Genomic DNA, 21,209 nt, shown 5'->3' on the forward strand with positions numbered 1-21,209 from the left:
CACCCGTCCGCCGCTCGACGCCCTTAACGTTCCCCGAAGGTTCAGTTAAGTCGTTTCCGCTCGACTTGCATGTGTTAGGCCTGCCGCCAGCGTTCAATCTGAGCCATGATCAAACTCTTCAATTTAAAAGTTTTGATTCCCTAAATTAATAGGGTAAGGCTTAATGAATACTGACTTCAAAACTACTGTGTAATTTTAAAGCTATTATCGTTCCAACAGAACGATAATGAATTGACTGTGCCAAATAACATCTCTCTATAAAGAAAGTCATTATTTGTATTGGTCACTTCGTTTCATTGAAACCTAATTTGATACCGCTCTTTACTAAGAAAAATATCTAATTGGATTATCATCAACGAGTGCCCACACAGATTGATAGGTTTATATTGTTAAAGAGCTTTTCTTTAAGAACTGAGCGTTAGCGCTTTCTCTCAAAGTGGACGTGCATTTTAGCGATTCAGACTTCAGTGTCAAACACTTTTTTGAAGTTTTCCTTAAAATCTTTTTTGAAGAAGTTAAGTGGCTAAATTGTCTTATTTATCCTACTGACTTATCGCTGAGGCCTTGTGGCGTCTGCCGTGTCAGTGGATGCGCATTATAGGGAGTTCAGACTTAAGCGCAACCCCTTTTTCAAAAAAAAATGACAAAAATGAGCGTTCGTTGAATTTGTATTCAAAACTAAACAAAAAGGGAGCAAAACGCTCCCTTTTTCACCATATTCACCGGGTTTTAAATAAATGCATACGCATCAGCAAACATTCTTTCTGCTTGGGCCTGCTTATTTAAAGTGAATTGCTCTCTTGCGGCACCCGCCATTTCAAAACGGCCTGCTATATAGATATCAAATTCAGCCAGTGATTCAAAATCTTGCTCAACCGCTTGAAGTACGTTGCCAGTTTTACCAGCCCACTCACTTGGCGCTTCCTCTACTACAGGCACAAAGTGTACGTTGTTATGCTTCGCGGCAATCTCTTCTAATTCCGCTTTCGCATACAGTTGGCATTCATCACGGCCACCCCAGTATAGGTGGATATCGTTGTTTAACTCTTGCGCCACACAGTGATCCAAAATTGAACGCACATAACTAAAGCCAGTACCACCAGCGATAAGTAGTAGTGGACGCTCACTTTCTTCTTGTACCCAAGCATCACCATGAGGAGCATCAATAGTGATCTCTCCATCTTGCGCAAGGGCCGCTTTCATCGCTTCCACTACTTCTAGTGCGTAAGCATTTTGCTCTGCGGCACCAATATGCAGTTCAAGTTCACCTTCATGACGACATGGACTGCTCGCGATCGAAAAAGGTCTTTTATCCTTTTCACCCATCACCACCATCAGGTACTGACCCGCTTTGAAGTCTACAGAGGTTTCCGGGTGTAATAAGATTTGGTAAGTATTGCAAGCCAACGGCTGAATCGACTTTACTTTGCATTGAATAGTCATTTTGTTCCTCTTACTTACTCTTCAAAAGTAAGCACTAATTTACTTTCTGCGAAGGCTTGGCAAGCAAATATCCATCCTTGTTGTTGCTCTTTATCAGTGAGCATTGGTTCAAGGTGATATGAGACTGTTCCTTCTAGTTTACGACACAAACAGGCAGCACATGCACCAACCTGGCAACGGTGTGGAAAATTAATATTATTGTTGAGCGCGGCTTCCAACACCGTTTGTCCATCCTGCACTTCAAATTCTAGGTTATCAGGCTGCAAGATGACGGTATGCTTCATAGGATACCCAACTTATCCCAGAACGCATCGATTTTCGCTACGAGTTGAGGATCTTTCTTGATAGGTGTACCCCATTCTCGAACAACTTCTTTACCTTCGACTTTATTCGTCGCGTCTAACACTAAACGTGAACCATTTTGCTCGAAAGCCGATACTTGTTTAGTATCTCGAGCAGGATCCATTCGAGTGGTGATCGCCCAGATAATGTCATTCCAATCTTTAGCGTTCACGTCATTATCACAAACAACAATAAACTTGGGGGCTCCTCGCTCTTGAAGAAACAGTTCAACCTTTTCGGACAACTGTTGTGATTGCCCTGCTTGCTCTTTATTCATGGTAACAATAGCAAAGCTGTTATTCGCTGCGGTCGATGGAATATAGATATCAACGACTTCTGGATTTTGCTCGATAAAGGCATCTAGTTCAGACTGGGTTAGTTGAGGACTTTCTTCATCCTCTTGCTTTGAACCCACCAGTTCTGCTTCCCACTTAATTGTTGCGTCTAGGCCCATCTTAGAACCAAGCCCAACCACCGGTGAGGCAAAATCAAGAGAGTCAATTGGTGTATTTTCAATGAACAAGGTATCTCGCACTGGATCCATATGCTGTGTCATCGCTTTAACGACATCATCCCAGTTACGCGCATCGACTTTTTCATCACATACGACGACAAATTTGGTATACATGAATTGACGTAAGAAAGACCATACTCCCATCATCACGCGCTTAGCATGACCTGGGTATTGCTTCTTCATCGTCACTACTGCCATTCGGTACGAACAACCTTCCGGCGGAAGATAGAAGTCTTCTATTTCAGGGAACTGCTTTTGCAGAATCGGAACGAATACTTCGTTAAGTGCGACCCCTAAGACCGCTGGCTCATCAGGCGGACGACCGGTGTAAGTACTGTGGTAGATAGGATCTTTACGCATGGTGATATGAGTAATAGTAAACACATGGTGTTTTTCTTTCTCATTGTAATAACCAGTATGGTCACCATAAGGACCTTCATCGGCAAACTCGTTTGGATCGATATAGCCTTCCATCACAATCTCAGCACTTGCCGGAACTTCTAGATTGTTACTGATCGATTTAACCACTTCTGTTTTGCGTCCGCGCAGCAGGCCTGCAAATGCATATTCCGATAGCGTGTCTGGTACTGGGGTTACTGCACCGAGAATCGTTGCCGGGTCTGCACCAAATGCGACCGAAACAGGGAAAGGTTCCCCCGGATTGGTTTCCATCCAATCACGAAGATCTAATGCACCACCTCGGTGAGCAAGCCAACGCATGATAATCTTGTTCTTGGCAATTTTCTGCTGACGGTAAATACCTAGGTTTTGGCGTTTTTTGTTTGGCCCTTTAGTAACTGTTAGACCCCACGTTAGTAACGGAGCTACATCACCAGACCAACAACTCATCACTGGGACTTTATCTAGGTCGACATCATCACCTTGCCACACAATTTCTTGGCAAGCGGCTTTACGTAGTCGTTTAGCTGGCATATTCAATACTTGCTTAAACACCGGCAGTTTATCCAGTGCATCTTTAAAGCCTTTGGGTGGCTCAGGCTCTTTTAAGTAAGCCAGCAATTTGCCCACTTCTCGCAGTTGTTTGACATCTTGACGCCCCATACCAATGGCAACACGCTCAGGAGTACCAAATAAGTTGGTCAACACTGGCATGTCATAACCAATTGGGTTTTCAAATAAGAGAGCGGGGCCACCTGCGCGCAGCGTGCGATCACTGATTTCTGTCATTTCGTAATCAGGGTCAACAGGATGAAGGATGCGTTTGAGCTTCCCTTCTTTTTCTAGATGAGCGATAAAATCGCGTAAATCCTTAAAACTCATAGGCCTATTAATGCACTGGTTAATCTGCAGGCAGTATAACAAAAAAGAGGAATCGACCGATCCCTCTTTTTATTGTGGTTATATCTCAAAATACTATTGACTGAGGACACTTAAAATCGCGCGACTATTAACTCGCTGATTGCTACTAGCCAGCTCTTCCAACCACGAGGAATAACCTTGGCTCGCTAGCTCTCTAGCAATGAATTTAGCATCATCGGAAACGGCCATTCGAGCAATTAAGAAGTCCTGAACTTGTGGAGACATCGGGCGCACTTTAGTTAATTCGCTAATTGCCCGTTCTTTAAGACTTGGGTTACTCGCGGCTTGCATCACTTGGTTAAGCGAAAACTCGTTCCCCACTCGCGCTAAGCGTACCAATTCACGTTCACTGTTAAAGTCTGCTTTCATTAGCCACAGTAGCTTGTACACCTCAGCACTTTCACTCACTTGTGCCAGCCTGACCATTACTTCCGATGACGGTAGCCAGCTGGTCACTGCCTCTTGAGTCAACTGATCAGTTAATCCTTTGACCGCCTCTGGTGACAAGCTGTCTAATTCACGTATCAATAGCGCTTCTCGTGCCTGAACCTGATACTCAGTGCCCTTAAGCCAATCTTTGAGGGTCAAATCCTTACGCTCAGCATCCAGTACAAACGCAAGGGTCGATTGTTCTTGATACCATTGCTTAAGTAAGCGATTAGCAATGGCTGGGTAATTAAAGGCTGGGACAGAAAACTCATAACCATCCCCTCTTTCCAATACTTGATAAGTAGGCACCATAGATTTTTGCTGTTCGACAAACAGCGCCATCTTAGGCGTTAAGATGATATTCTGATCTTCTATCTTTTTAAGTAGTAAGTAACGGGAAACTTCTTGGACAGGCAAAGCAAGTCTTTGCAGAGCAAAGTTGAGTCCATCAATATCATCTTCAATCACAAACTGGAGCAGTTCTGCGACCTTGTCATGAACTTGTGATTCTTGAAGCCATTGCTCAACTCGCTGGGGCTGCATTTCCGTTGCAGTAGCGACTGGTACACCAATGATTAGCGTTGCTGATAGGAGTACCGACGACAACATTCCTTGTTGCATGTTAACCTCCTTGTAACATTTACCTCATTGTGCTTGTTCTACTGAGATAATGCAAACAAAAACGCCACCAATAATGGTGGCGTTCTATAAAATAGATTTATCAGAATTTACTGACGACGCATCGCATCGAAGAATTCATCATTTGTCTTCGTCATTGCTAGCTTATCAATCAGGAACTCCATAGCATCGATTTCGCCCATTGGGTGAACAATCTTACGTAGGATCCACATCTTCTGTAGCTCTTCGTTCTTAGTTAGAAGCTCTTCACGACGTGTGCCACTGCGGTTGAAGTCGATTGCTGGGAATACACGCTTCTCGGCAATCTTACGGTTCAGGTGAATTTCCATGTTACCTGTACCCTTGAACTCTTCATAAATAACTTCGTCCATCTTAGAACCAGTATCAACTAGCGCTGTTGCAAGGATAGTTAAGCTACCACCTTCTTCTACGTTACGTGCAGCACCGAAGAAACGCTTAGGACGGTGAAGTGCATTTGCGTCTACACCACCAGTCAGTACTTTACCTGATGAAGGCACTACGGTGTTGTAAGCACGAGCTAGACGAGTAATAGAGTCAAGCAGAATAACCACGTCTTTCTTGTGTTCAACAAGACGTTTCGCTTTCTCGATAACCATTTCCGCTACTTGAACGTGGCGAGATGCTGGCTCATCAAACGTCGATGCAATTACTTCACCTTTAACTAGTCGCTGCATCTCGGTTACTTCTTCTGGACGTTCGTCGATAAGAAGTACCATAAGCTCACATTCCGGGTGGTTGTGAGCAATGCTTTGAGCAATGTTCTGTAGCAGCATTGTTTTACCCGCTTTAGGCGGAGCAACAATCAAACCACGCTGACCTTTACCAATCGGTGACGCCAGATCAAGAACACGTGCAGTAATATCTTCAGTCGAACCGTTACCACGTTCCATCACCATACGCTCGTTAGCGTGTAGTGGCGTCAAGTTTTCAAATAGAATCTTGTTACGCGCGTTATCTGGTTTGTCATCGTTAACTGTATTGACTTTTAGTAGCGCAAAGTATCGCTCACCATCTTTTGGTGGACGAATCTTACCAGCAATTGAGTCACCTGTACGTAGGTTAAAGCGACGAATCTGACTTGGAGAAACGTAAATATCATCTGGGCCAGCAAGGTATGAGCTGTCCGCACTACGTAGGAAACCAAAGCCGTCTTGAAGTATTTCCAGAACCCCGTCGCCAAAAATATCTTCACCACTTTTCGCATGCGCTTTAAGGATGGAGAAGATAATGTCTTGCTTTCTTAGACGTGCTAGGTTTTCTAAGCCTAAGCTTTCGCCAAGTTTGACAAGATCAGACACAGGTCTGTTCTTCAGTTCTGTTAGATTCATAGTGGTGGATACTTGTTTAGTCAAAATAAGGATCTGTTTTTTGGTTAAGATGGATTTGGTCACAGGATCGACCAAGAAGAGACAACTTGTTTAATTAACGTGCGATAAACTAGCACTAAATAGTAGCCTAGTCTAGATTTTGTTGGTATTCAAAAAACAAAACCGTGCACTATTCGATGCACGGTCTTATCTAACTATTATAGATTAGCGTCTAGGAACTCTTTAAGTTGAGTTTTAGACAGCGCACCTACTTTAGTCGCTGCTACGTTACCGTCTTTAAATAGAAGTAACGTTGGAATACCACGAATACCAAACTTAGGTGGAGTACCTGCGTTTTGGTCGATATTTAGTTTACCGATAGTGAGTTTGCCTTCGTACTCGTCTGCGATTTCGTCCAAAATCGGCGCAATCATCTTACAAGGACCACACCATTCTGCCCAAAAATCAACAAGAACTGGGCCTGCAGCGTTAATTACGTCGGCATCAAAACCGTCATCAGTTAGCTGCAAAATCTTATCACTCATCTTCCACTCCAATGTGTTTTTTCGGAACTGGTTGGATGATAACCAGTATTTAGATGCCCTATTGGAATGTATTTACTTTCGTATTGCAAGCTTAAGCTGATATTCTATAGCAATGAAAAAGACGCATATCACAGAGCAAAAGTTCGCCGATTTGGGCTTACACCCTCAAATTACTGAAGGTCTGGAGAAAAAAGGGTTCGAATTTTGTACCCCGATCCAAGCCTTGGCGTTGCCGGTACTGCTCACCGGCCAAGACATCGCAGGTCAAGCCCAAACGGGTACAGGTAAGACATTAGCCTTCCTGACTGCTACTTTTAACCACTTACTGACCACTTCTGAACATGAAGGTCGTAAGCCAAACCAGCCACGTGCGATTATTATGGCACCAACGCGTGAACTGGCGATTCAAATCTATAATGATGCTGAATCGTTGGTCGCAAGCACTGGTATCAAAGCAGCACTTGCTTACGGCGGCGAAAGCTATGATAAGCAATTGTCTAAGCTAGAAGACGGTGTTGATATACTGATTGGTACAACGGGTCGTATTATCGACTTCTACAAGCAGAAGGTATTTAACCTTAACCATATTCAAGCCGTTGTTCTTGATGAAGCTGACCGTATGTTCGATCTTGGCTTTATTAAAGACATCCGCTTCTTGTTCCGTCGTATGCCTGAGCCTAAAGAACGCTTGAACATGCTGTTCTCCGCCACGCTGTCTTACCGCGTACAAGAATTGGCATTCGAACACATGCACAACCCTGAGCATGTTGTGGTTGAGCCAGAAGTAAAAACAGGACACCGCATTCAAGAAGAACTGTTCTACCCTTCAAATGAACATAAGATGTCTTTACTCCAGACGCTTATCGAAGAAGAGTGGCCAGATCGCGCGATCATCTTTGCCAACACCAAACATAAGTGTGAGTCTGTATGGGGACACCTAGCAGCAGATGGACACCGTGTTGGTCTATTGACCGGTGACGTTCCACAGAAAAAACGTGAGCGTATCCTAGAGCAATTCACTAAAGGTGAAGTCGACCTACTGGTTGCAACCGACGTTGCGGCTCGTGGTCTACATATCCCTCAGGTAACACACGTATTTAACTTTGATCTACCAGACGACTGTGAAGATTATGTACACCGCATTGGTCGTACTGGTCGCGCAGGTGCAAGTGGTCACTCAATCAGCTTTGCTTGTGAAGATTACGCAATCAACTTGCCGCCGATTGAAGAGTACATTGAGCACACAATTCCAGTATCTGACTACGACCCAAGTGCACTGATCGAAGACCTACCTGCACCGATTCGCATGCGTTCTAATCGTCCGCAGCAACGTCGCACCAATACTGGCGGTTCGCGTTCAGGAAATCGTCGTTCGAACTATCGCTCTCGTCCACGTCAACAAAAGGATTCTTAAGCCGTCTATGAGCCAAGCAGTTTCATCTCCGCTTTACGCAGCCATCGACCTCGGGTCGAACAGTTTTCATATGCTCGTTGTGCGTCATATTGATGGCAGCATCCAAACTATGGCTAAAATCAAACGCAAAGTTCGCCTTGCCGCAGGTTTAGACGATAGTAACGCGCTAAGTCTAGAAGCCATGCAACGCGGATGGGACTGCTTGAGTCTATTTGCAGAACGACTGCAAGATATTCCAACTGAAAAAATCCGTATTGTCGGTACCGCTACCCTGCGTACCGCAACCAATGTGGATGTTTTTCTTGAGAAAGCGAATCAGATCCTCGGTCATAAGATCGAAGTCATTGATGGTGAAGAAGAAGCAGCAACCATCTATAAAGGTGTTGCGCACACTTCTGGTGGTAGCGGTCGCCGCTTAGTGGTTGATATCGGTGGTGCCAGTACAGAGCTGATCATCGGTGAAGGCTTCGAAGCAAAAGCATTGACTAGTCTGAAAATGGGCTGTGTTACTTGGCTAGAGCGCCACTTTAAAGATCGCCAACTGACGGTAACCAACTTCAACAACGCTATTCAAGCGGCAAAAGAGACACTCCAGCCAATTCTAGAGCAGTACACAGAGATTGGTTGGGATGTGTGTGTTGGTGCTTCCGGTACTGTTCAAGCTCTGCAAGAGATCATGCTAGCGCAAGGCATGGATGAGGTTATTACTCATGCCAAATTGAAGCGTCTACAAAAGCAAGCTATGCTAGCTGATCATTTGGAAGAGCTGGAAATCGAAGGCCTAACACTTGAGCGTGCTTTAGTGTTCCCAAGTGGTTTGTCGATTCTGATTGCTATCTTTGAACTGTTAGAGATTGACTCTATGACCTTAGCGGGCGGAGCACTGCGTGAAGGCTTAGTTTATGAGATGGTCGATGAGTTAAAGCAAGACGATATCCGTGCTCGGACTATTGCTAGCGTACAGAGCCGTTATCAGATTGATGCCATATACGGTGAACAAGTGGCTGATATGGCCACTAAGCTGCTGTCTGAATGTCAGGATGATTGGATTGTCGAGTCTCAAGGTGACGTATTACTTGTCACAGCAGCCAAACTGCACGAGATTGGTTTAACCATCGATTTCAAGAAAGGTGGTGAGCACAGTGCTTACCTGCTGCAGCATCTTGATCTGCCAGGTTACACTCGTGCACAGAAACATCTGCTGGGTGAACTGGCTCGTCGCTATAGAGAGCAATTAACCTCATTACCGGAGCAGCACGCCCTTTCAAGTACCAGTGCGAAACGCGTTTTACGCTTACTACGCTTAGCGGTATTGCTGACTCACCGTCGTAATCCTGATCTCGAACCGAACATCAGTTTGAGCTCTGCAGATGACAAGTTAACTCTGACCATTAAGTCCCAGTGGCTACAAGCAAATCCACTGACTGCAGCTGAACTTGAAATTGAAGCCAACCGCCAAAGTGACATTGGTTGGCCGCTTTCTGTCGTAGAGTATTAATTACTACCAACGACCCAAATACAAAAAAGCCCGAGAGACTCACTCCTCGGGCTTTTTCTTGTTCGTCATTTCAATTACGACTTAGCGCCAACTATTGTAAAATCAGGATTCACTGCTGTTAGCTTACGCACTAAGTAGTTAAGTAGCACACCATACATTGGCACAAACAGACCTAAGCTGATCACTAGTTTAAACCCGTAGTCCACCAGCGCAATTTCAGTCCAGTGCTCTGCCATAAATGGATCTGGGCTTTGGTAGAACGCAATCGCAAAGAAAGCAATGGTATCTAGCGCATTACCAAATAGCGTCGAACAGGTTGGGGCTACCCACCACTGCTTTAACTGACGCAGACGGTTAAACACATGCACATCCAGAATCTGACCTAATAGATAAGCCATAAAGCTTGCGATAGCGATACGTGCAACAAATAAGTTGAACTCACCTAACTGACCAAAGCCTTGGAATGCACCTTCGTAGAAAAGTACCGATAAACCATAAGAGACCGCTAACGCAGGTAGCATCACTAAGAAGATAATGCGGCGCGCTAACTGAGCACCAAAGATACGTACAGTCAGGTCGGTTGCTAAGAAGATAAATGGAAACGTAAATGCGCCCCACGTTGTGTGGAAACCAAAGACAGTAAAAGGAAGCTGAACCAAGTAGTTGCTAGATGCAATGATGATCAGGTGGAACAGAACTAATAGAAAAAGGGCTTTGCGCTGCTGCGCAGGGGTAAAGTTACTCATGCGATACCTTTTTAGTTTGGTTTGGGGGTGAGGGAACCCAAATCGACACTCTCCGAGCCAGCGGAAATTGCCTTACCAACAATGTTAAATGAAATAGTGACGATGTTTGGGTTATGCCAAACATCGCGGCGGGCGATTATACATTAACCAATTTCACCTGCAATAGGTGAAATTGAAGCAATCGTTAGCGTGAATATTTCTATTTAGAAACCACGCTGAAAAAGAGAAGCGAGAAAGTCGAGTTCTTCTTTTGAATCTTCAATTGCTAGCGCTTCAAACCAAACACTTTCACTGTAATGTTCTGATTTAAGAAACAGTTGGCAACCTTCAAAGTCAATCAACCATAAATGGATGTCCGCATCCCACTGTTTTTCAATTACCGAAGCGGATAGCAGTTGCACCAACTTTTCTGCCAATTGCGGGAAACTATCAAAATCAAAACGAGGCGTTCGAATAATGATACGTCCTTCTTGTGCCTGATAATCAACAAGACCAAATTCCGTTTGTTGCATTAAATCACCCATGATTAGTTAAATGCTCCTGAATCAAATCTAAGAAAGGATCGGCGTACTTCTCTAGCTTGCGTTGGCCAACACCACTCACTGCTAACATTTCACCGTAAGAGGTCGGCAGAATTTCAGCCATATCAATCAAGGTGGCATCACTGAAGACTACGTATGGCGGGAGGCCATCTTCATCAGCAATCGCTTTACGCAACTTACGTAATTTCGCAAACAGCTTCTTATCGTAGTTCTTGCTCGATAGCTTGTCTGACTTAGCGGCACGTGCAGCAGTATCTAAACGTGGCACGGCTAATTCTAAGCTCATCTCGCCACGCAGCAGTGGACGCGCTTCTTCGGTCAGCTGTAATGTCGAGTTGCGAGTGATGTTTTGGAACAGCAAGCCTTTGTGAATCAACTGACGGAATACACTCACCCAGTAGTCGTGGCTGTTTTCTCGGCCGATACCATAGGTCGATAACTTATCGTGACCATTCTCTCGTACCCGGATATTTTGCATACCGCGTAATACTTCAACCACGTAGCCCATACCAAAGCTTTGGTTGACACGATAGACACAAGAGAGCGCTTTTTGCGCTTGTTCAGTGGCGTCAAAATGCTTAGGTGGATCAAGACAAATATCGCAGTTGCCACACGGCTTCTCACGATATTCACCGAAATAGTTGAGTAGTACCTGACGTCGACAGGTTTGTGCTTCAGCAAACGCGCTCATCGCATTGAGCTTATGTGCTTCAACTTGCTTTTGCGGGCCGTCATCTTTTTCATCAAGCATTCGGCGCAGCCAAGCAATATCCGCTGGGTCATACAACATCATCGCTTCAGCTGGTAAACCATCACGCCCTGCTCGGCCCGTTTCTTGGTAGTAAGACTCAATATTGCGTGGAATATCAAAGTGAACCACAAAGCGCACATTAGGTTTATTGATCCCCATGCCAAACGCCACTGTTGCAACAACGATTTGGATGTCATCACGTTGAAAAGCTTCTTGAACGTATGCGCGCTCATCCGCTTCCAGACCAGCATGATAGCTGGCGGCGCGAAGACCGTTGTTACACAGCTTCTCGGTGACCATTTCGACTTTCTTGCGACTGCCGCAATAGATTATGCCGCAGCTACCACGTTGGTTTTCAAGAAAACGTACTACCTGAGAGACAGGCTTATGCTTTTCAACCAAGGTATAACGGATATTCGGGCGATCGAAACTGCCAAGATAGGTATGCGGCTCATTAAGCTGCAAACGCTGCATAATATCTTTACGCGTGGCATCGTCAGCTGTCGCGGTTAGCGCCATCACAGGCACATGCGGGAAGTACTGTTTTAGCTGACCTAGCAAGGCATACTCAGGTCTGAAATCATGCCCCCACTGCGAAATACAGTGCGCTTCATCGACGGCAATCATCGATAGAGGCAGACTTTCCAGGCGCTCGATAAAGTCACGCATCAATACGCGCTCCGGTGACACATAGACTAACTTGAGCGCACCAGAGTGCATGCGATTGTAGACAGAGATAAGCTCTTCACGTGGCATGGTCGAGTTAATGCACTCTGCTGCAACGCCATTGGCTTTTAGCTGATCCACTTGGTCTTTCATCAACGAAATCAGTGGAGAAATTACTAACGTCAGGCCACTTCGTGCCAAAGCTGGGATCTGGTAACACAGAGACTTACCACCACCGGTTGGCATGATCACAAGGCTGTCTTGTCCAACGACCGCTGACTCAATCACCTCTTGCTGCCCATCACGGAAGGTCTGGTAACCAAAAACATCTTCGAGAATGCTTTGTGGCGTAGGCAGTTCTTCCATTGGTTGTAGTGCTAAAAGTGTCGAGGTCATGAGTTATCTCAGTAAGAATGCAGGTCGAATGCGTGTGAACGCAAGGGGCACATTGTAGAGGGGTTTAGGGGCGAATAAAACCGCAAATTGTTAGGTGATTCTGGGTCACATTCGTATACTGCATGTTTCAATTTGTAAATTCATTCAATCTGAGCACACAACTATGACTCCAGACGAACAACAGCGAGCCAAGCAAGGTGTCCTTCTCGCGATTGGTGCCTACACTATGTGGGGTATTGCACCAATCTATTTCAAAGCGCTCGGTGATGTTTCTCCGCTAGAAATTTTAAGCCACCGCGTCGTATGGTCGTTCTTCCTATTGGCCGCTCTACTCCACTTCGGTCGTCGTTGGCGCAATGTTCGAGACGTGCTCAAGTCAAAACAGAAGCTGATGTACCTAGTTACGACTGCGGTATTAGTTGGGGCAAACTGGTTGATCTTCATTTGGGCGGTCAATTCTGATCATATGCTCGATGCAAGTTTAGGCTACTACATCAACCCTTTAATCAATGTACTACTGGGGATGCTCTTCTTAGGTGAGCGACTACGAAAACTGCAGTGGTTTGCTGTTGCCCTTGCCACTTGTGGCGTGCTGGTACAGCTATTTATATTTGGTTCTATTCCAATTGTCGCGATCGCTTTAGCCCTGAGTTTTGGTTTTTATGGGCTGCTGCGTAAAAAGGTTAGCCTTGAAGCGCAAACAGGCTTATTTGTTGAGACCTTAGTACTGTTGCCTGCAGCCGCTATTTACTTAATGTGGATTGCCGATACACCGACTTCAAACTTTACGCAAAACCCATTGAATCTAAACCTGCTACTGATTTCGGCCGGCATCATTACCACTCTACCGCTGCTGTGTTTCACGGGTGCAGCAACGCGGCTCAAACTATCAACACTTGGCTTCTTCCAATACATTGGTCCAAGTTTAATGTTCCTACTGGCTGTGCTGATTTACGGTGAAGCCTTCACCACAGATAAGGCCATCACCTTTGCCTTTATTTGGGGAGCTTTGGTGGTATTTAGCTTTGATGGACTAAGAAATAATAAGAAATCAAAGCAAGCAGCCCAAACGCACTGATCGTATTTTACAAGACATTCAAGATAACTAACGCTAAGCTTGGTGAAATATTCACCAAGCTTTTTTTGTTTATATGGATAAGGTTCAATACCAAACAGTGCCCAATCAAGAGATAGGTTTGATCGATGCAAACTACCAGACATTTGCCTTTCAGCGTCACTATCATCTTGATTTTCACATTGGCCTGATTACCCAAGGTGAACAAAAATTCCATTATCAGGGTGAATCTCATCATGCAGGTCAGGGGCAGATAGTGTTAATGCCCCCGGATGAAATGCATGATGGCCAATCCAAGCTCGATTCTGGCTACAAGGTAAAAGTCTTTTCGCTCGATCCTCAGTGGTTAAGCGATCTTTCCGATCTAAAACGATCTTCCGATATCATCGGCTTTAACCAACTTGTGATTGATGACTCGCATGTTTTCAATACCTTATCTCAGCTGCATCAGAATCTAACTAACACCAACCTTAGTCAGCTTGCTCAAGATTGCCTGCCTTATGAAGGTTTTCGCCAGCTGTTCGAACGCTACGGTGCACAAGAGCAAAGAAATATCGTGCCGCTTGGCAATCAATCCGTCGCTACATTAAAACAGTATTTGATGGCTAACCTCGATCAGCCAGTTAAACTCGAGCAACTGTCTGAACTGTGCCAACTGAGCCCGACGCAGTTCCAACGCCATTTCAAAGCCAAAATCGGCTTAACACCTTATGCATGGCTGAGCCGTCTGCGCATGGAACAAGGGATGAAATTATTGAAAGCGGGTGTGAAAGGCACAGAAGTCGCCCATCAAGTTGGCTTTTACGATCAGGCGCATTTCAGTAAGGCGTTTAAAGCGGTATACGGCGTCAGCCCATCTCAAATCAACTAGTGTCGATTATTTACAATCTTTTGCTTGGTACTGCTGGCACAATTCAGTGATAAGTCATTAATCACTACAGCTATGAACGAATTAACCATCCTAACCACTCTTGCCGTTGTTCACTTTGTTGCCCTGATGAGCCCTGGTCCTGATTTTGCGCTAGTAGTGCAAAATACTACGCGTTACGGCCGTCAAACCGGCTTTTATATTGCGCTAGGTTTGTCTTGCGGCATCTTGCTTCATTCATTATTAAGTCTCACTGGTGTCAGCTACTTAGTGCATCAACAACCCACGCTATTTGCACTGTTACAACTCGCCGGAGGCAGCTACCTACTCTATCTTGGCTACGGCGCCCTTAAAGCCACCTGGGTTAAAGCTACAACTCAGATAAACGTTGAAGAGCCAGAACAAGCTGCGCAATTACTCGGCAGTAAAAAAGAGGCATTTTCACGTGGTTTTGCCACCAATATTTTAAACCCGAAAGCTCTGGTATTTTTTATCAGCTTAATGTCAAGCCTGGTACCAGCGAGCATGTCCCTACCAGGCAAAGGAGGTGCTTTACTTATTTTGTGGGGTATCTCTCTGGCTTGGTTTTCATTTTTAGCGTGGGCACTGTCTACCGCCCGTATGCAGCAAAAAGTCCGCTCTTTAGCCATCTACGTTGATGGGCTCTGTGGGGTACTGTTTAGCATTATTGGCGCCGGCATTTTGTGGCAATCAACGTTGTCGTTAATGAGCCAGCTATAGAAATATCTGTCTTCCCTTATCAACAAAGAAACGCCGATCGCCTCACTTGCTTGTGCGAGATCTCTTACAAGTAAGTGAGTAAATATAGCTTTTTTGCTGAGAGAAATGTAACCAATAAAACATAAGAGATTGATTTATAAGTATATGTACATTTTTACTTCGAATTTTTATGTAGAAAAACGTTTGCGTCATATTGCTCAAAATCGTCAAAAGCGTAATATTAATCCTGTCGGAAGGATACTGACACGGAACAGGAAATTGCCACGGATTAGGTAATCTTCAGGAAGAAGATACGGTTATTCAGGATGAATAGTCGGCATGGAAAGCAAATAGGACATTGAACGGACGCAATAGTAACTAGGATGGTTGCTACTAAGGATGGGAAATGGACACCTCTGGACGAGGAAAGGACTTATCATCAGGATGATGAAAAGGACACCGCTCAAGGAACAAGCGACGTGAGCTAACGAGGATTGTTAGTGGACCAGGATAGGGTCAAATACGGACACCGCTAGGATGGCGAGTAAAGGATTGAGCTGAAGGACGTCAGCATACTATCAAGGATTAGATGCATGGAGCACCTATAGTAGCCGGATTGCTGCGAGTAAGACTATAACCCCGATGGGCTCACGCCCTCGGGGTTTTTCTTTATCTTTTTCTCTTCATATTTGAACTTTAGACTGCGTTGTCTGCTTTCACTCCCAGTGTGCTGGCCCAGTCCCATCACATAGGTTCCCTATGCTCAGGGGACTCGTTCAATTGCCGCCTTGTCTACAAGTCCAACTATTTTGAGAAAATAAACTTAGCGGTTATAGCGTTTCTAGTTTGGCGTAAGCGGTCACCAACCACTTAATCCCTTCACCATTAAAGGCGACCTGAACTCGGCTTTGCGGACCGCTGCCTTCAAAGTTTATGATAGTACCCTCACCGAATTTAGGGTGCATAACACGTGAACCTAGACTAAAGCCAGTTTCGTTAAAGCTTTCTTTCACTACGGTTTGGCTAAAGCGGCCAGAGCTTGCTGGGCGGCTTACCTGCGCTTTCATACGCACTTCATCAAGACACTTTTCTGGCAGTTCGCGAATAAAGCGTGATGGTTTATGGTACTTATCTTGACCATACAAACGACGCATCTCTGCATAGGTAATGTAGAGTTTCTCCATCGCACGAGTCATGCCCACGTAGCAAAGTCGGCGCTCTTCTTCCAAACGGCCTGCTTCTTCCGCCGACATTTGGCTAGGGAACATGCCCTCTTCGACACCGACCATAAACACTAATGGGAATTCCAAACCTTTCGCACTGTGCAAGGTCATAAGCTGAACCGCATCATCAAATTCGTCCGCTTGGCCTTCCCCTGCCTCTAGCGCAGCGTGAGTCAAAAACGCCGTCAGCAGCGTCATATCTTCCGCTTCTTCTGGCTTTTCAAACTGACGTGTTGCAGTAACAAGTTCTTCCAAGTTCTCAATACGTGCTTTCGACTTCTCGCCTTTCTCTTGTTCATACATCGCGAACAGGCCAGAATATTTGATCACATGGTCGGTTTGCTCATGCAGTGACAATTCACAGGTGTCATCTTCAAGTGCATTAACCAATTCAATAAAGCGGCTAAGTGCGCCGGCTGCTCGCCCTGGCAACACTTGGTTTTCTAGCAAGTGCAGACTCGCTTGCCACATGGTGCTGCCTTGGTCGCGCGCGGCAAAGCGAATCGTTTCTAGCGTTTTATCACCTAGACCACGAGTTGGCGTATTCACTACACGTTCGAAAGCGGCATCATCATTACGATTCGACATCAGACGCAAATAGCTTAAGGCATCTTTGATCTCTTGGCGTTCGAAGAATCGCATACCACCATAAATGCGATATGGTAAACCCGCTTGAATTAAAGCTTCTTCAAGCACACGCGACTGGGCGTTGTTTCGGTACAGCATCGCGGCATCATTGAGCACACCGCCTTTATCCTGCCACTCTTTGATTTTATTGACCGCAAAACGCGCTTCATCTAACTCGTTGTAAGCCGAGTAAACTGAAATTGGCTCACCTTCTGCGCCGTCAGTCCACAGCTCTTTACCCATACGCTCAGTGTTATTGGCAATCAGAGTATTTGATGCTTCTAGAATGGTCTTAGTTGAGCGATAGTTCTGCTCAAGGCGAATGGTGTTAACGCTTGGGAACTCATGAGTAAACTTCTCAATGTTCTCAATCTTAGCGCCACGCCAACCATAAATAGACTGGTCATCATCACCAACAATCATCACATGTGAGTCAGGGCCGGCCATCATGCGTAGCCAAGCATATTGGATGTTGTTGGTATCTTGAAATTCGTCGACCAGAATATGTTTAAAGCGAGCTTGGTAATGTTCGCGGATATGTTTCTTATCACGCAGTAGCTCATGGGCACGGAGTAAGATTTCCGCAAAGTCGACTAACCCTGCGCGGTCACACGCTTCTTGGTAAGCGGTGTACAGTTGTAGATAAGTCTTAGTAATCGGATCACCATAGGCATCAATGTGATTTGGGCGCAGACCTTCATCTTTTTTGCCATTGATCCACCACGCGACTTGTTTTGCCGGCCACTGCTTTTCATCTAAGTTTTGCGCCTTGATTAAGCGGCGTAATAGGCGGACCTGGTCATCGGTATCAATGATCTGGAAATCTTCAGGTAGCGTAGCATCAAGGTAGTGAGCACGTAGGATTCGGTGACAGATACCATGGAAAGTGCCGTTCCACATTCCCGAAGCGCTGCCCATCATTATCTCTTCAATACGACCACGCATTTCCGCTGCTGCTTTGTTAGTGAAGGTCACTGACATAATTGAGAATGGCGAGGCTTGCTCAACCGACATCAACCACGCAATACGATGCACCAGCACGCGCGTTTTACCACTGCCTGCACCAGCTAAGACAAGTGAGTTTTCTAGTGGGGCGGCAACAGCTTCACGCTGCTTGTCATTTAGACCATCGAGAAGTAATGAAGGATCCATTCGGGGCTCAGCTACTGTTTATCTATACATGAAAAGGCATTATACCCGAGTGACCCCAAGATGCTAGGTGAGAAACACTTCCATTGCAGAGTAAGACACTACAAATACTGCGCCAGCAATGAAAAAAAAAACAGAAAAGATCGCACATTTATTCTTTCGTAAAAACAACACCTTAGATAAGCGGGGCAAATAAAAATCAACGGAAAGATAATTTTTTTGAAAGTTTTTTGCTCGCTTCTCTATCCTTTTAACTAAGCAAGTTGATGAATTCACACATGATTCGCTTGCTTATATAAGTAAAGGAATTAAGTCTGAGGAAATAATTATGAAAAAGTCTAATCTTGCTGTTACTGCTGCTGTTACAAGTCTCATTGCTTTTGGTGGTGCCGTTCTAACTGCAGCACCAGCGGTCGCGGCGGAAAAAGAAAAATGCTACGGCGTAGCTAAAGCAGGCAAAAATGACTGTGCAACAAAAACCAGCTCTTGTGCTGGTACAGCAAAAGAAGATAACCAATCTGATGCCTTTGTTGTCGTACCTAAAGGACTGTGTGGCAAATTAGCAGGCGGTAGCACTCAATCATCATAATCTCTACCGATGACCACTGGCGGTCTAGGCTCAACTGACCGCCTTGTCTCATCACTATTCAAGGATTGCGTTTGTGAAATCAACCAATTTTCATCCCCAAGTCGGCGTAGGGTTACGCTCTCCACATCTAGACTACTTTGTCGAACAAAAACCACAGCTGTATTGGCTAGAGATCCATAGCGAAAACTATTTCCAACCCTACTCTAAGGCAAGGCAACAACTGCACCTTCTTGCTAACCACTACCAAATCAGTTGTCACGGTATTGGTTTGTCACTGGGTAGTGTTGAGCGCGTCAGTCAACAGCACCTGACACAACTTCGCAGCCTGATTAATGAGGTTGAACCGTTTTTGGTGTCCGACCATCTCAGCTGGAGTCAAACTGGCGGCCACTACTTCAATGATTTATTGCCACTGCCTTATACCGAAGAAGCGCTCAAGGTATTCTGCCGTAATGTAGAAGAGGTTCAAGACGCCATACAAAGACCTCTGCTGATTGAAAATCCTTCTAGTTATCTCAAGTTCAACCACTCGACCATTAAAGAGTGGGAGTTTTTGACCGAAGTACAAAAGCGCACCGAGTGTCGACTATTGCTCGATTTAAATAACATCCACGTCTCCGCTTTTAACCATGGTTTCGACAGTGTTGAGTATATTAATGCCATCCCAGAATACGCGGTAGATGAGATTCACCTCGCTGGGTTTACCATCAAACAGCTCGAGCAAGGTGAAATCTGGATTGATACCCACAGCCGCCCAGTCAGCGATGAAGTATGGCAACTTTATCAATACTGGCTTGAGTCGTATGGCGAGCGTCATACTCTGATTGAGTGGGATTTAGATATCCCTAAGCCAGAGGTGTTGTTAAACGAAGCGACCAAAGCCAGCCATCAACTGCAACGTTGGCAAGATAAGCAAAGGAAGGTCTCATGAGTGATGTTTCTCTTGCCGAGCTACAACAGACGTTTGCCACTGCCTTGCACTATCAAGCCAGCGGTGAAGCGTGCAATATTGCTAGCGATACCTTCACGGCAGATGAGCGAATGCAGATTTATCGCAATAACTTTGTCATTAGTCTTAGCGAGGTGCTCGCTGCAACCTACCCTATGGTGTCTGCTCTGGTTGGCGAAGAGTGCTTTAATCAAATGGCCCGTCAGCATGTACTCAACCACCCATTAACTTCGGGTGATGTCAGCCACTATGGGGAACATTTCAGTGAGTCGATTAACCACTTTCCTGCGGTTGTCGAAGCAGCCCCTTATGCCGCGGAAGTCGCGCGATTTGAATGGTGTATTGATTTAGCCCAGCAGCAACAGGGGCAAATTTCACTCTCAGGTGAACTGTTGCCACTCGCCAAGCTTGCTGAAGTTGAGCCAATGCAACAGGCCTCAATTCATCTGCATTTATTACCGGGCGTGGTGCTTTTCCGTTCCTCTTATGCCGTGTACTCCTTGCAAAAAGCCATTGCCGACAACCAATTTGACGACTTGCAATTACATCAAGCAGAACAAGGCTTCATTTGTTGCTCTGTTCAGGGAAAGGTGTGGACAAAAAAGATAGCAAGCGACGCGTTTGACTTACTGCAGTACCTACATTCCGGCTACACGCTAGGTGAAATACCACCGGAACAACTACAACATATCAATCTGATTTTTGATAGCAATGTGATTGCTGGATTTACACTTGCGGATTAAGGGGATAGGCATGTCCGATTCAATCAAAAGTATGCTCAACACTTACGACAATATAATTAACGCAACTCAGAACGCTTTTGTTCCTCTGTTACTGCTGTTTTGCCGACTTTGGGTTGCCTGGGTATTCTTTAACTCTGGACTGACTAAGATGGCCACTTGGGATAGCACCCTCTATCTATTTGAGTACGAATACCAAGTACCGATTCTACCATGGCAACTAGCCGCTTATATGGGTACCGCAGCAGAGCTGATTCTGCCTGTGCTTGTGGCGTTGGGAGTATTGACACGACCAATGGCTGCGATCTTATTTGTGTTTAATATTATCGCCGTGGTGTCCTACCCTGTATTGTGGGAGCAGGGCTTCTTTGACCACCAGTTATGGGGATTAATGATCCTAATCGTGGTGCTATGGGGACCTGGCCCCTTCTCTATCGATAAACTGTTAAGAGCTAAGTTTGCTCGTTAGCCATCACTATTTAAATCATCGTTGACCGAGTTAACCGCATCACGAGAGGCGTGCCCAATCTCTTTGGTCGCATCTCGTGTTGCATGACCGATAGCCGTTGTGGCATCACGAGTCGCGTGACCAATGTCAGTCCCCGCTTGTTTAAGCTCAGCACAACCAGATGCACCCAGCAGTACGCTCAATATCAACATCTTACCTAGTTTCAGCATATTACCTCCTTAGCATGC

20 protein-coding genes and 1 rRNA gene are annotated in these 21,209 nt (G+C 45.4%); 9 read left to right on the plus strand and 12 right to left on the minus strand.

The annotated features are described in order from the left end of the window. The 7 genes from ACU01J_RS17050 to trxA all read right to left on the minus strand — a co-directional run. Positions 1 to 125 (minus strand): 16S ribosomal RNA (locus tag ACU01J_RS17050); the annotation flags it as partial. A 604-nt stretch (positions 126 to 729) separates the two neighbouring features. Next, a complete protein-coding gene (gene fre / locus ACU01J_RS17055) occupies positions 730 to 1,443 on the minus strand; it encodes an NAD(P)H-flavin reductase (protein WP_481086792.1) in 714 nt (237 codons plus the stop codon). A 14-nt stretch (positions 1,444 to 1,457) separates the two neighbouring features. After that, positions 1,458 to 1,727 (minus strand): 2Fe-2S iron-sulfur cluster-binding protein, encoded by a 270-nt coding sequence (locus ACU01J_RS17060; protein WP_004409626.1) that lies wholly within the window; start codon positions 1,725 to 1,727, stop codon positions 1,458 to 1,460. Then, a complete protein-coding gene (gene ubiD, locus ACU01J_RS17065; RefSeq protein ID WP_481086793.1) occupies positions 1,724 to 3,580 on the minus strand; it encodes a 4-hydroxy-3-polyprenylbenzoate decarboxylase in 1,857 nt (618 codons plus the stop codon). The genes ACU01J_RS17060 and ubiD overlap by 4 nt, the downstream gene beginning before the upstream one ends. Positions 3,581 to 3,673: 93 nt before the next feature. Continuing rightward, a complete protein-coding gene (locus ACU01J_RS17070) occupies positions 3,674 to 4,669 on the minus strand; it encodes a hypothetical protein (RefSeq protein WP_481086794.1) in 996 nt (331 codons plus the stop codon). Between the two features lie 107 nt (positions 4,670 to 4,776). Further along, positions 4,777 to 6,036 (minus strand): transcription termination factor Rho, encoded by a 1,260-nt coding sequence (rho, locus tag ACU01J_RS17075; protein WP_481086845.1) that lies wholly within the window; start codon positions 6,034 to 6,036, stop codon positions 4,777 to 4,779. A gap of 197 nt (positions 6,037 to 6,233) precedes the next feature. Then, positions 6,234 to 6,560 (minus strand): thioredoxin TrxA, encoded by a 327-nt coding sequence (trxA, locus tag ACU01J_RS17080; RefSeq protein WP_053440774.1) that lies wholly within the window; start codon positions 6,558 to 6,560, stop codon positions 6,234 to 6,236. A gap of 112 nt (positions 6,561 to 6,672) precedes the next feature. Between trxA and rhlB the strand changes: the two genes are divergently transcribed. After that, positions 6,673 to 7,974 (plus strand): ATP-dependent RNA helicase RhlB, encoded by a 1,302-nt coding sequence (gene rhlB / locus ACU01J_RS17085; protein ID WP_481086795.1) that lies wholly within the window; start codon positions 6,673 to 6,675, stop codon positions 7,972 to 7,974. Between the two features lie 7 nt (positions 7,975 to 7,981). After that, positions 7,982 to 9,472, plus strand: coding sequence for a guanosine-5'-triphosphate,3'-diphosphate diphosphatase (gene gppA / locus ACU01J_RS17090; RefSeq protein WP_481086796.1), 1,491 nt, complete (start codon positions 7,982 to 7,984; stop codon positions 9,470 to 9,472). Between the two features lie 74 nt (positions 9,473 to 9,546). Here the strand turns inward: gppA and ACU01J_RS17095 are convergent, their stop codons facing one another. From ACU01J_RS17095 to recQ, 3 genes are all read right to left on the minus strand, one after another. Next, positions 9,547 to 10,218, minus strand: coding sequence for a 7-cyano-7-deazaguanine/7-aminomethyl-7-deazaguanine transporter (locus tag ACU01J_RS17095; RefSeq protein WP_481086797.1), 672 nt, complete (start codon positions 10,216 to 10,218; stop codon positions 9,547 to 9,549). Between the two features lie 203 nt (positions 10,219 to 10,421). Continuing rightward, positions 10,422 to 10,742 (minus strand): DUF3630 family protein, encoded by a 321-nt coding sequence (locus ACU01J_RS17100; protein WP_481086798.1) that lies wholly within the window; start codon positions 10,740 to 10,742, stop codon positions 10,422 to 10,424. Further along, positions 10,735 to 12,573 carry an ATP-dependent DNA helicase RecQ gene (recQ, locus tag ACU01J_RS17105; RefSeq protein WP_481086799.1) on the minus strand — a complete coding sequence of 613 codons (1,839 nt, stop codon included), beginning with the start codon at positions 12,571 to 12,573 and terminating at the stop codon, positions 10,735 to 10,737. Before recQ ends, ACU01J_RS17100 begins: the two co-directional genes overlap by 8 nt. Positions 12,574 to 12,736: 163 nt before the next feature. Here recQ and rarD point away from each other — a divergent pair, with 163 nt between their 5' ends. From rarD to ACU01J_RS17120, 3 genes are all read left to right on the plus strand, one after another. Next, positions 12,737 to 13,651 carry an EamA family transporter RarD gene (gene rarD, locus ACU01J_RS17110; RefSeq protein ID WP_481086800.1) on the plus strand — a complete coding sequence of 305 codons (915 nt, stop codon included), beginning with the start codon at positions 12,737 to 12,739 and terminating at the stop codon, positions 13,649 to 13,651. Between the two features lie 73 nt (positions 13,652 to 13,724). After that, positions 13,725 to 14,519 (plus strand): AraC family transcriptional regulator, encoded by a 795-nt coding sequence (locus tag ACU01J_RS17115; RefSeq protein ID WP_481086801.1) that lies wholly within the window; start codon positions 13,725 to 13,727, stop codon positions 14,517 to 14,519. Between the two features lie 72 nt (positions 14,520 to 14,591). After that, the gene (locus tag ACU01J_RS17120) at positions 14,592 to 15,257 is read left to right on the plus strand and encodes a LysE family translocator (protein WP_481086802.1); all 666 of its coding nucleotides are present in this window, start codon (positions 14,592 to 14,594) and stop codon (positions 15,255 to 15,257) included. A gap of 809 nt (positions 15,258 to 16,066) precedes the next feature. On the opposite strand, the gene uvrD is transcribed toward ACU01J_RS17120, so the two are convergent. Next, positions 16,067 to 18,238, minus strand: a complete 2,172-nt coding sequence (gene uvrD / locus ACU01J_RS17125) for a DNA helicase II (protein WP_481086803.1) — start codon at positions 18,236 to 18,238, stop codon at positions 16,067 to 16,069. A 325-nt stretch (positions 18,239 to 18,563) separates the two neighbouring features. On the opposite strand from uvrD, the gene ACU01J_RS17130 reads away from it, so the two are divergent. The 4 genes from ACU01J_RS17130 (at position 18,564) to ACU01J_RS17145 (ending at position 20,982) form a co-directional block, all read left to right on the plus strand. Further along, complete coding sequence (locus ACU01J_RS17130; RefSeq protein ID WP_481086804.1) at positions 18,564 to 18,824, plus strand: BufA1 family periplasmic bufferin-type metallophore; 261 nt, start codon at positions 18,564 to 18,566, stop codon at positions 18,822 to 18,824. A 73-nt stretch (positions 18,825 to 18,897) separates the two neighbouring features. Next, complete coding sequence (bufB, locus tag ACU01J_RS17135; RefSeq protein ID WP_481086805.1) at positions 18,898 to 19,755, plus strand: MNIO family bufferin maturase; 858 nt, start codon at positions 18,898 to 18,900, stop codon at positions 19,753 to 19,755. After that, the gene (locus ACU01J_RS17140; RefSeq protein ID WP_481086806.1) at positions 19,752 to 20,516 is read left to right on the plus strand and encodes an HvfC/BufC N-terminal domain-containing protein; all 765 of its coding nucleotides are present in this window, start codon (positions 19,752 to 19,754) and stop codon (positions 20,514 to 20,516) included. The genes bufB and ACU01J_RS17140 overlap by 4 nt, the downstream gene beginning before the upstream one ends. A gap of 10 nt (positions 20,517 to 20,526) precedes the next feature. Next, positions 20,527 to 20,982: a DoxX family protein gene (locus ACU01J_RS17145; protein WP_481086807.1), complete on the plus strand. Its 456-nt coding sequence runs from the start codon at positions 20,527 to 20,529 to the stop codon at positions 20,980 to 20,982. On the opposite strand, the gene ACU01J_RS17150 is transcribed toward ACU01J_RS17145, so the two are convergent. Continuing rightward, the gene (locus ACU01J_RS17150; protein ID WP_481086808.1) at positions 20,979 to 21,191 is read right to left on the minus strand and encodes a hypothetical protein; all 213 of its coding nucleotides are present in this window, start codon (positions 21,189 to 21,191) and stop codon (positions 20,979 to 20,981) included. The two genes, ACU01J_RS17145 and ACU01J_RS17150, sit on opposite strands and share 4 nt — an antisense overlap. Positions 21,192 to 21,209 lie beyond the last annotated feature (18 nt).

The organism is Vibrio sp. 2433-A1, from assembly GCF_056726085.1.

What these genes read in the sequence shown, in the direction of transcription:
- fre (WP_481086792.1), bottom strand. Translation starts at nt 1,443, where the DNA reads ATGACTATTCAATGCAAAGTAAAGTCGATTCAGCCGTTGGCTTGCAAT.
- ACU01J_RS17060 (WP_004409626.1), bottom strand. Translation starts at nt 1,727, where the DNA reads ATGAAGCATACCGTCATCTTGCAGCCTGATAACCTAGAATTTGAAGTG.
- ubiD (WP_481086793.1), bottom strand. Translation starts at nt 3,580, where the DNA reads ATGAGTTTTAAGGATTTACGCGATTTTATCGCTCATCTAGAAAAAGAA.
- ACU01J_RS17070 (WP_481086794.1), bottom strand. Translation starts at nt 4,669, where the DNA reads ATGCAACAAGGAATGTTGTCGTCGGTACTCCTATCAGCAACGCTAATC.
- rho (WP_481086845.1), bottom strand. Translation starts at nt 6,036, where the DNA reads ATGAATCTAACAGAACTGAAGAACAGACCTGTGTCTGATCTTGTCAAA.
- trxA (WP_053440774.1), bottom strand. Translation starts at nt 6,560, where the DNA reads ATGAGTGATAAGATTTTGCAGCTAACTGATGACGGTTTTGATGCCGAC.
- rhlB (WP_481086795.1), top strand. Translation starts at nt 6,673, where the DNA reads ATGAAAAAGACGCATATCACAGAGCAAAAGTTCGCCGATTTGGGCTTA.
- gppA (WP_481086796.1), top strand. Translation starts at nt 7,982, where the DNA reads ATGAGCCAAGCAGTTTCATCTCCGCTTTACGCAGCCATCGACCTCGGG.
- ACU01J_RS17095 (WP_481086797.1), bottom strand. Translation starts at nt 10,218, where the DNA reads ATGAGTAACTTTACCCCTGCGCAGCAGCGCAAAGCCCTTTTTCTATTA.
- ACU01J_RS17100 (WP_481086798.1), bottom strand. Translation starts at nt 10,742, where the DNA reads ATGGGTGATTTAATGCAACAAACGGAATTTGGTCTTGTTGATTATCAG.
- recQ (WP_481086799.1), bottom strand. Translation starts at nt 12,573, where the DNA reads ATGACCTCGACACTTTTAGCACTACAACCAATGGAAGAACTGCCTACG.
- rarD (WP_481086800.1), top strand. Translation starts at nt 12,737, where the DNA reads ATGACTCCAGACGAACAACAGCGAGCCAAGCAAGGTGTCCTTCTCGCG.
- ACU01J_RS17115 (WP_481086801.1), top strand. Translation starts at nt 13,725, where the DNA reads ATGGATAAGGTTCAATACCAAACAGTGCCCAATCAAGAGATAGGTTTG.
- ACU01J_RS17120 (WP_481086802.1), top strand. Translation starts at nt 14,592, where the DNA reads ATGAACGAATTAACCATCCTAACCACTCTTGCCGTTGTTCACTTTGTT.
- uvrD (WP_481086803.1), bottom strand. Translation starts at nt 18,238, where the DNA reads ATGGATCCTTCATTACTTCTCGATGGTCTAAATGACAAGCAGCGTGAA.
- ACU01J_RS17130 (WP_481086804.1), top strand. Translation starts at nt 18,564, where the DNA reads ATGAAAAAGTCTAATCTTGCTGTTACTGCTGCTGTTACAAGTCTCATT.
- ACU01J_RS17140 (WP_481086806.1), top strand. Translation starts at nt 19,752, where the DNA reads ATGAGTGATGTTTCTCTTGCCGAGCTACAACAGACGTTTGCCACTGCC.
- ACU01J_RS17145 (WP_481086807.1), top strand. Translation starts at nt 20,527, where the DNA reads ATGTCCGATTCAATCAAAAGTATGCTCAACACTTACGACAATATAATT.
- ACU01J_RS17150 (WP_481086808.1), bottom strand. Translation starts at nt 21,191, where the DNA reads ATGCTGAAACTAGGTAAGATGTTGATATTGAGCGTACTGCTGGGTGCA.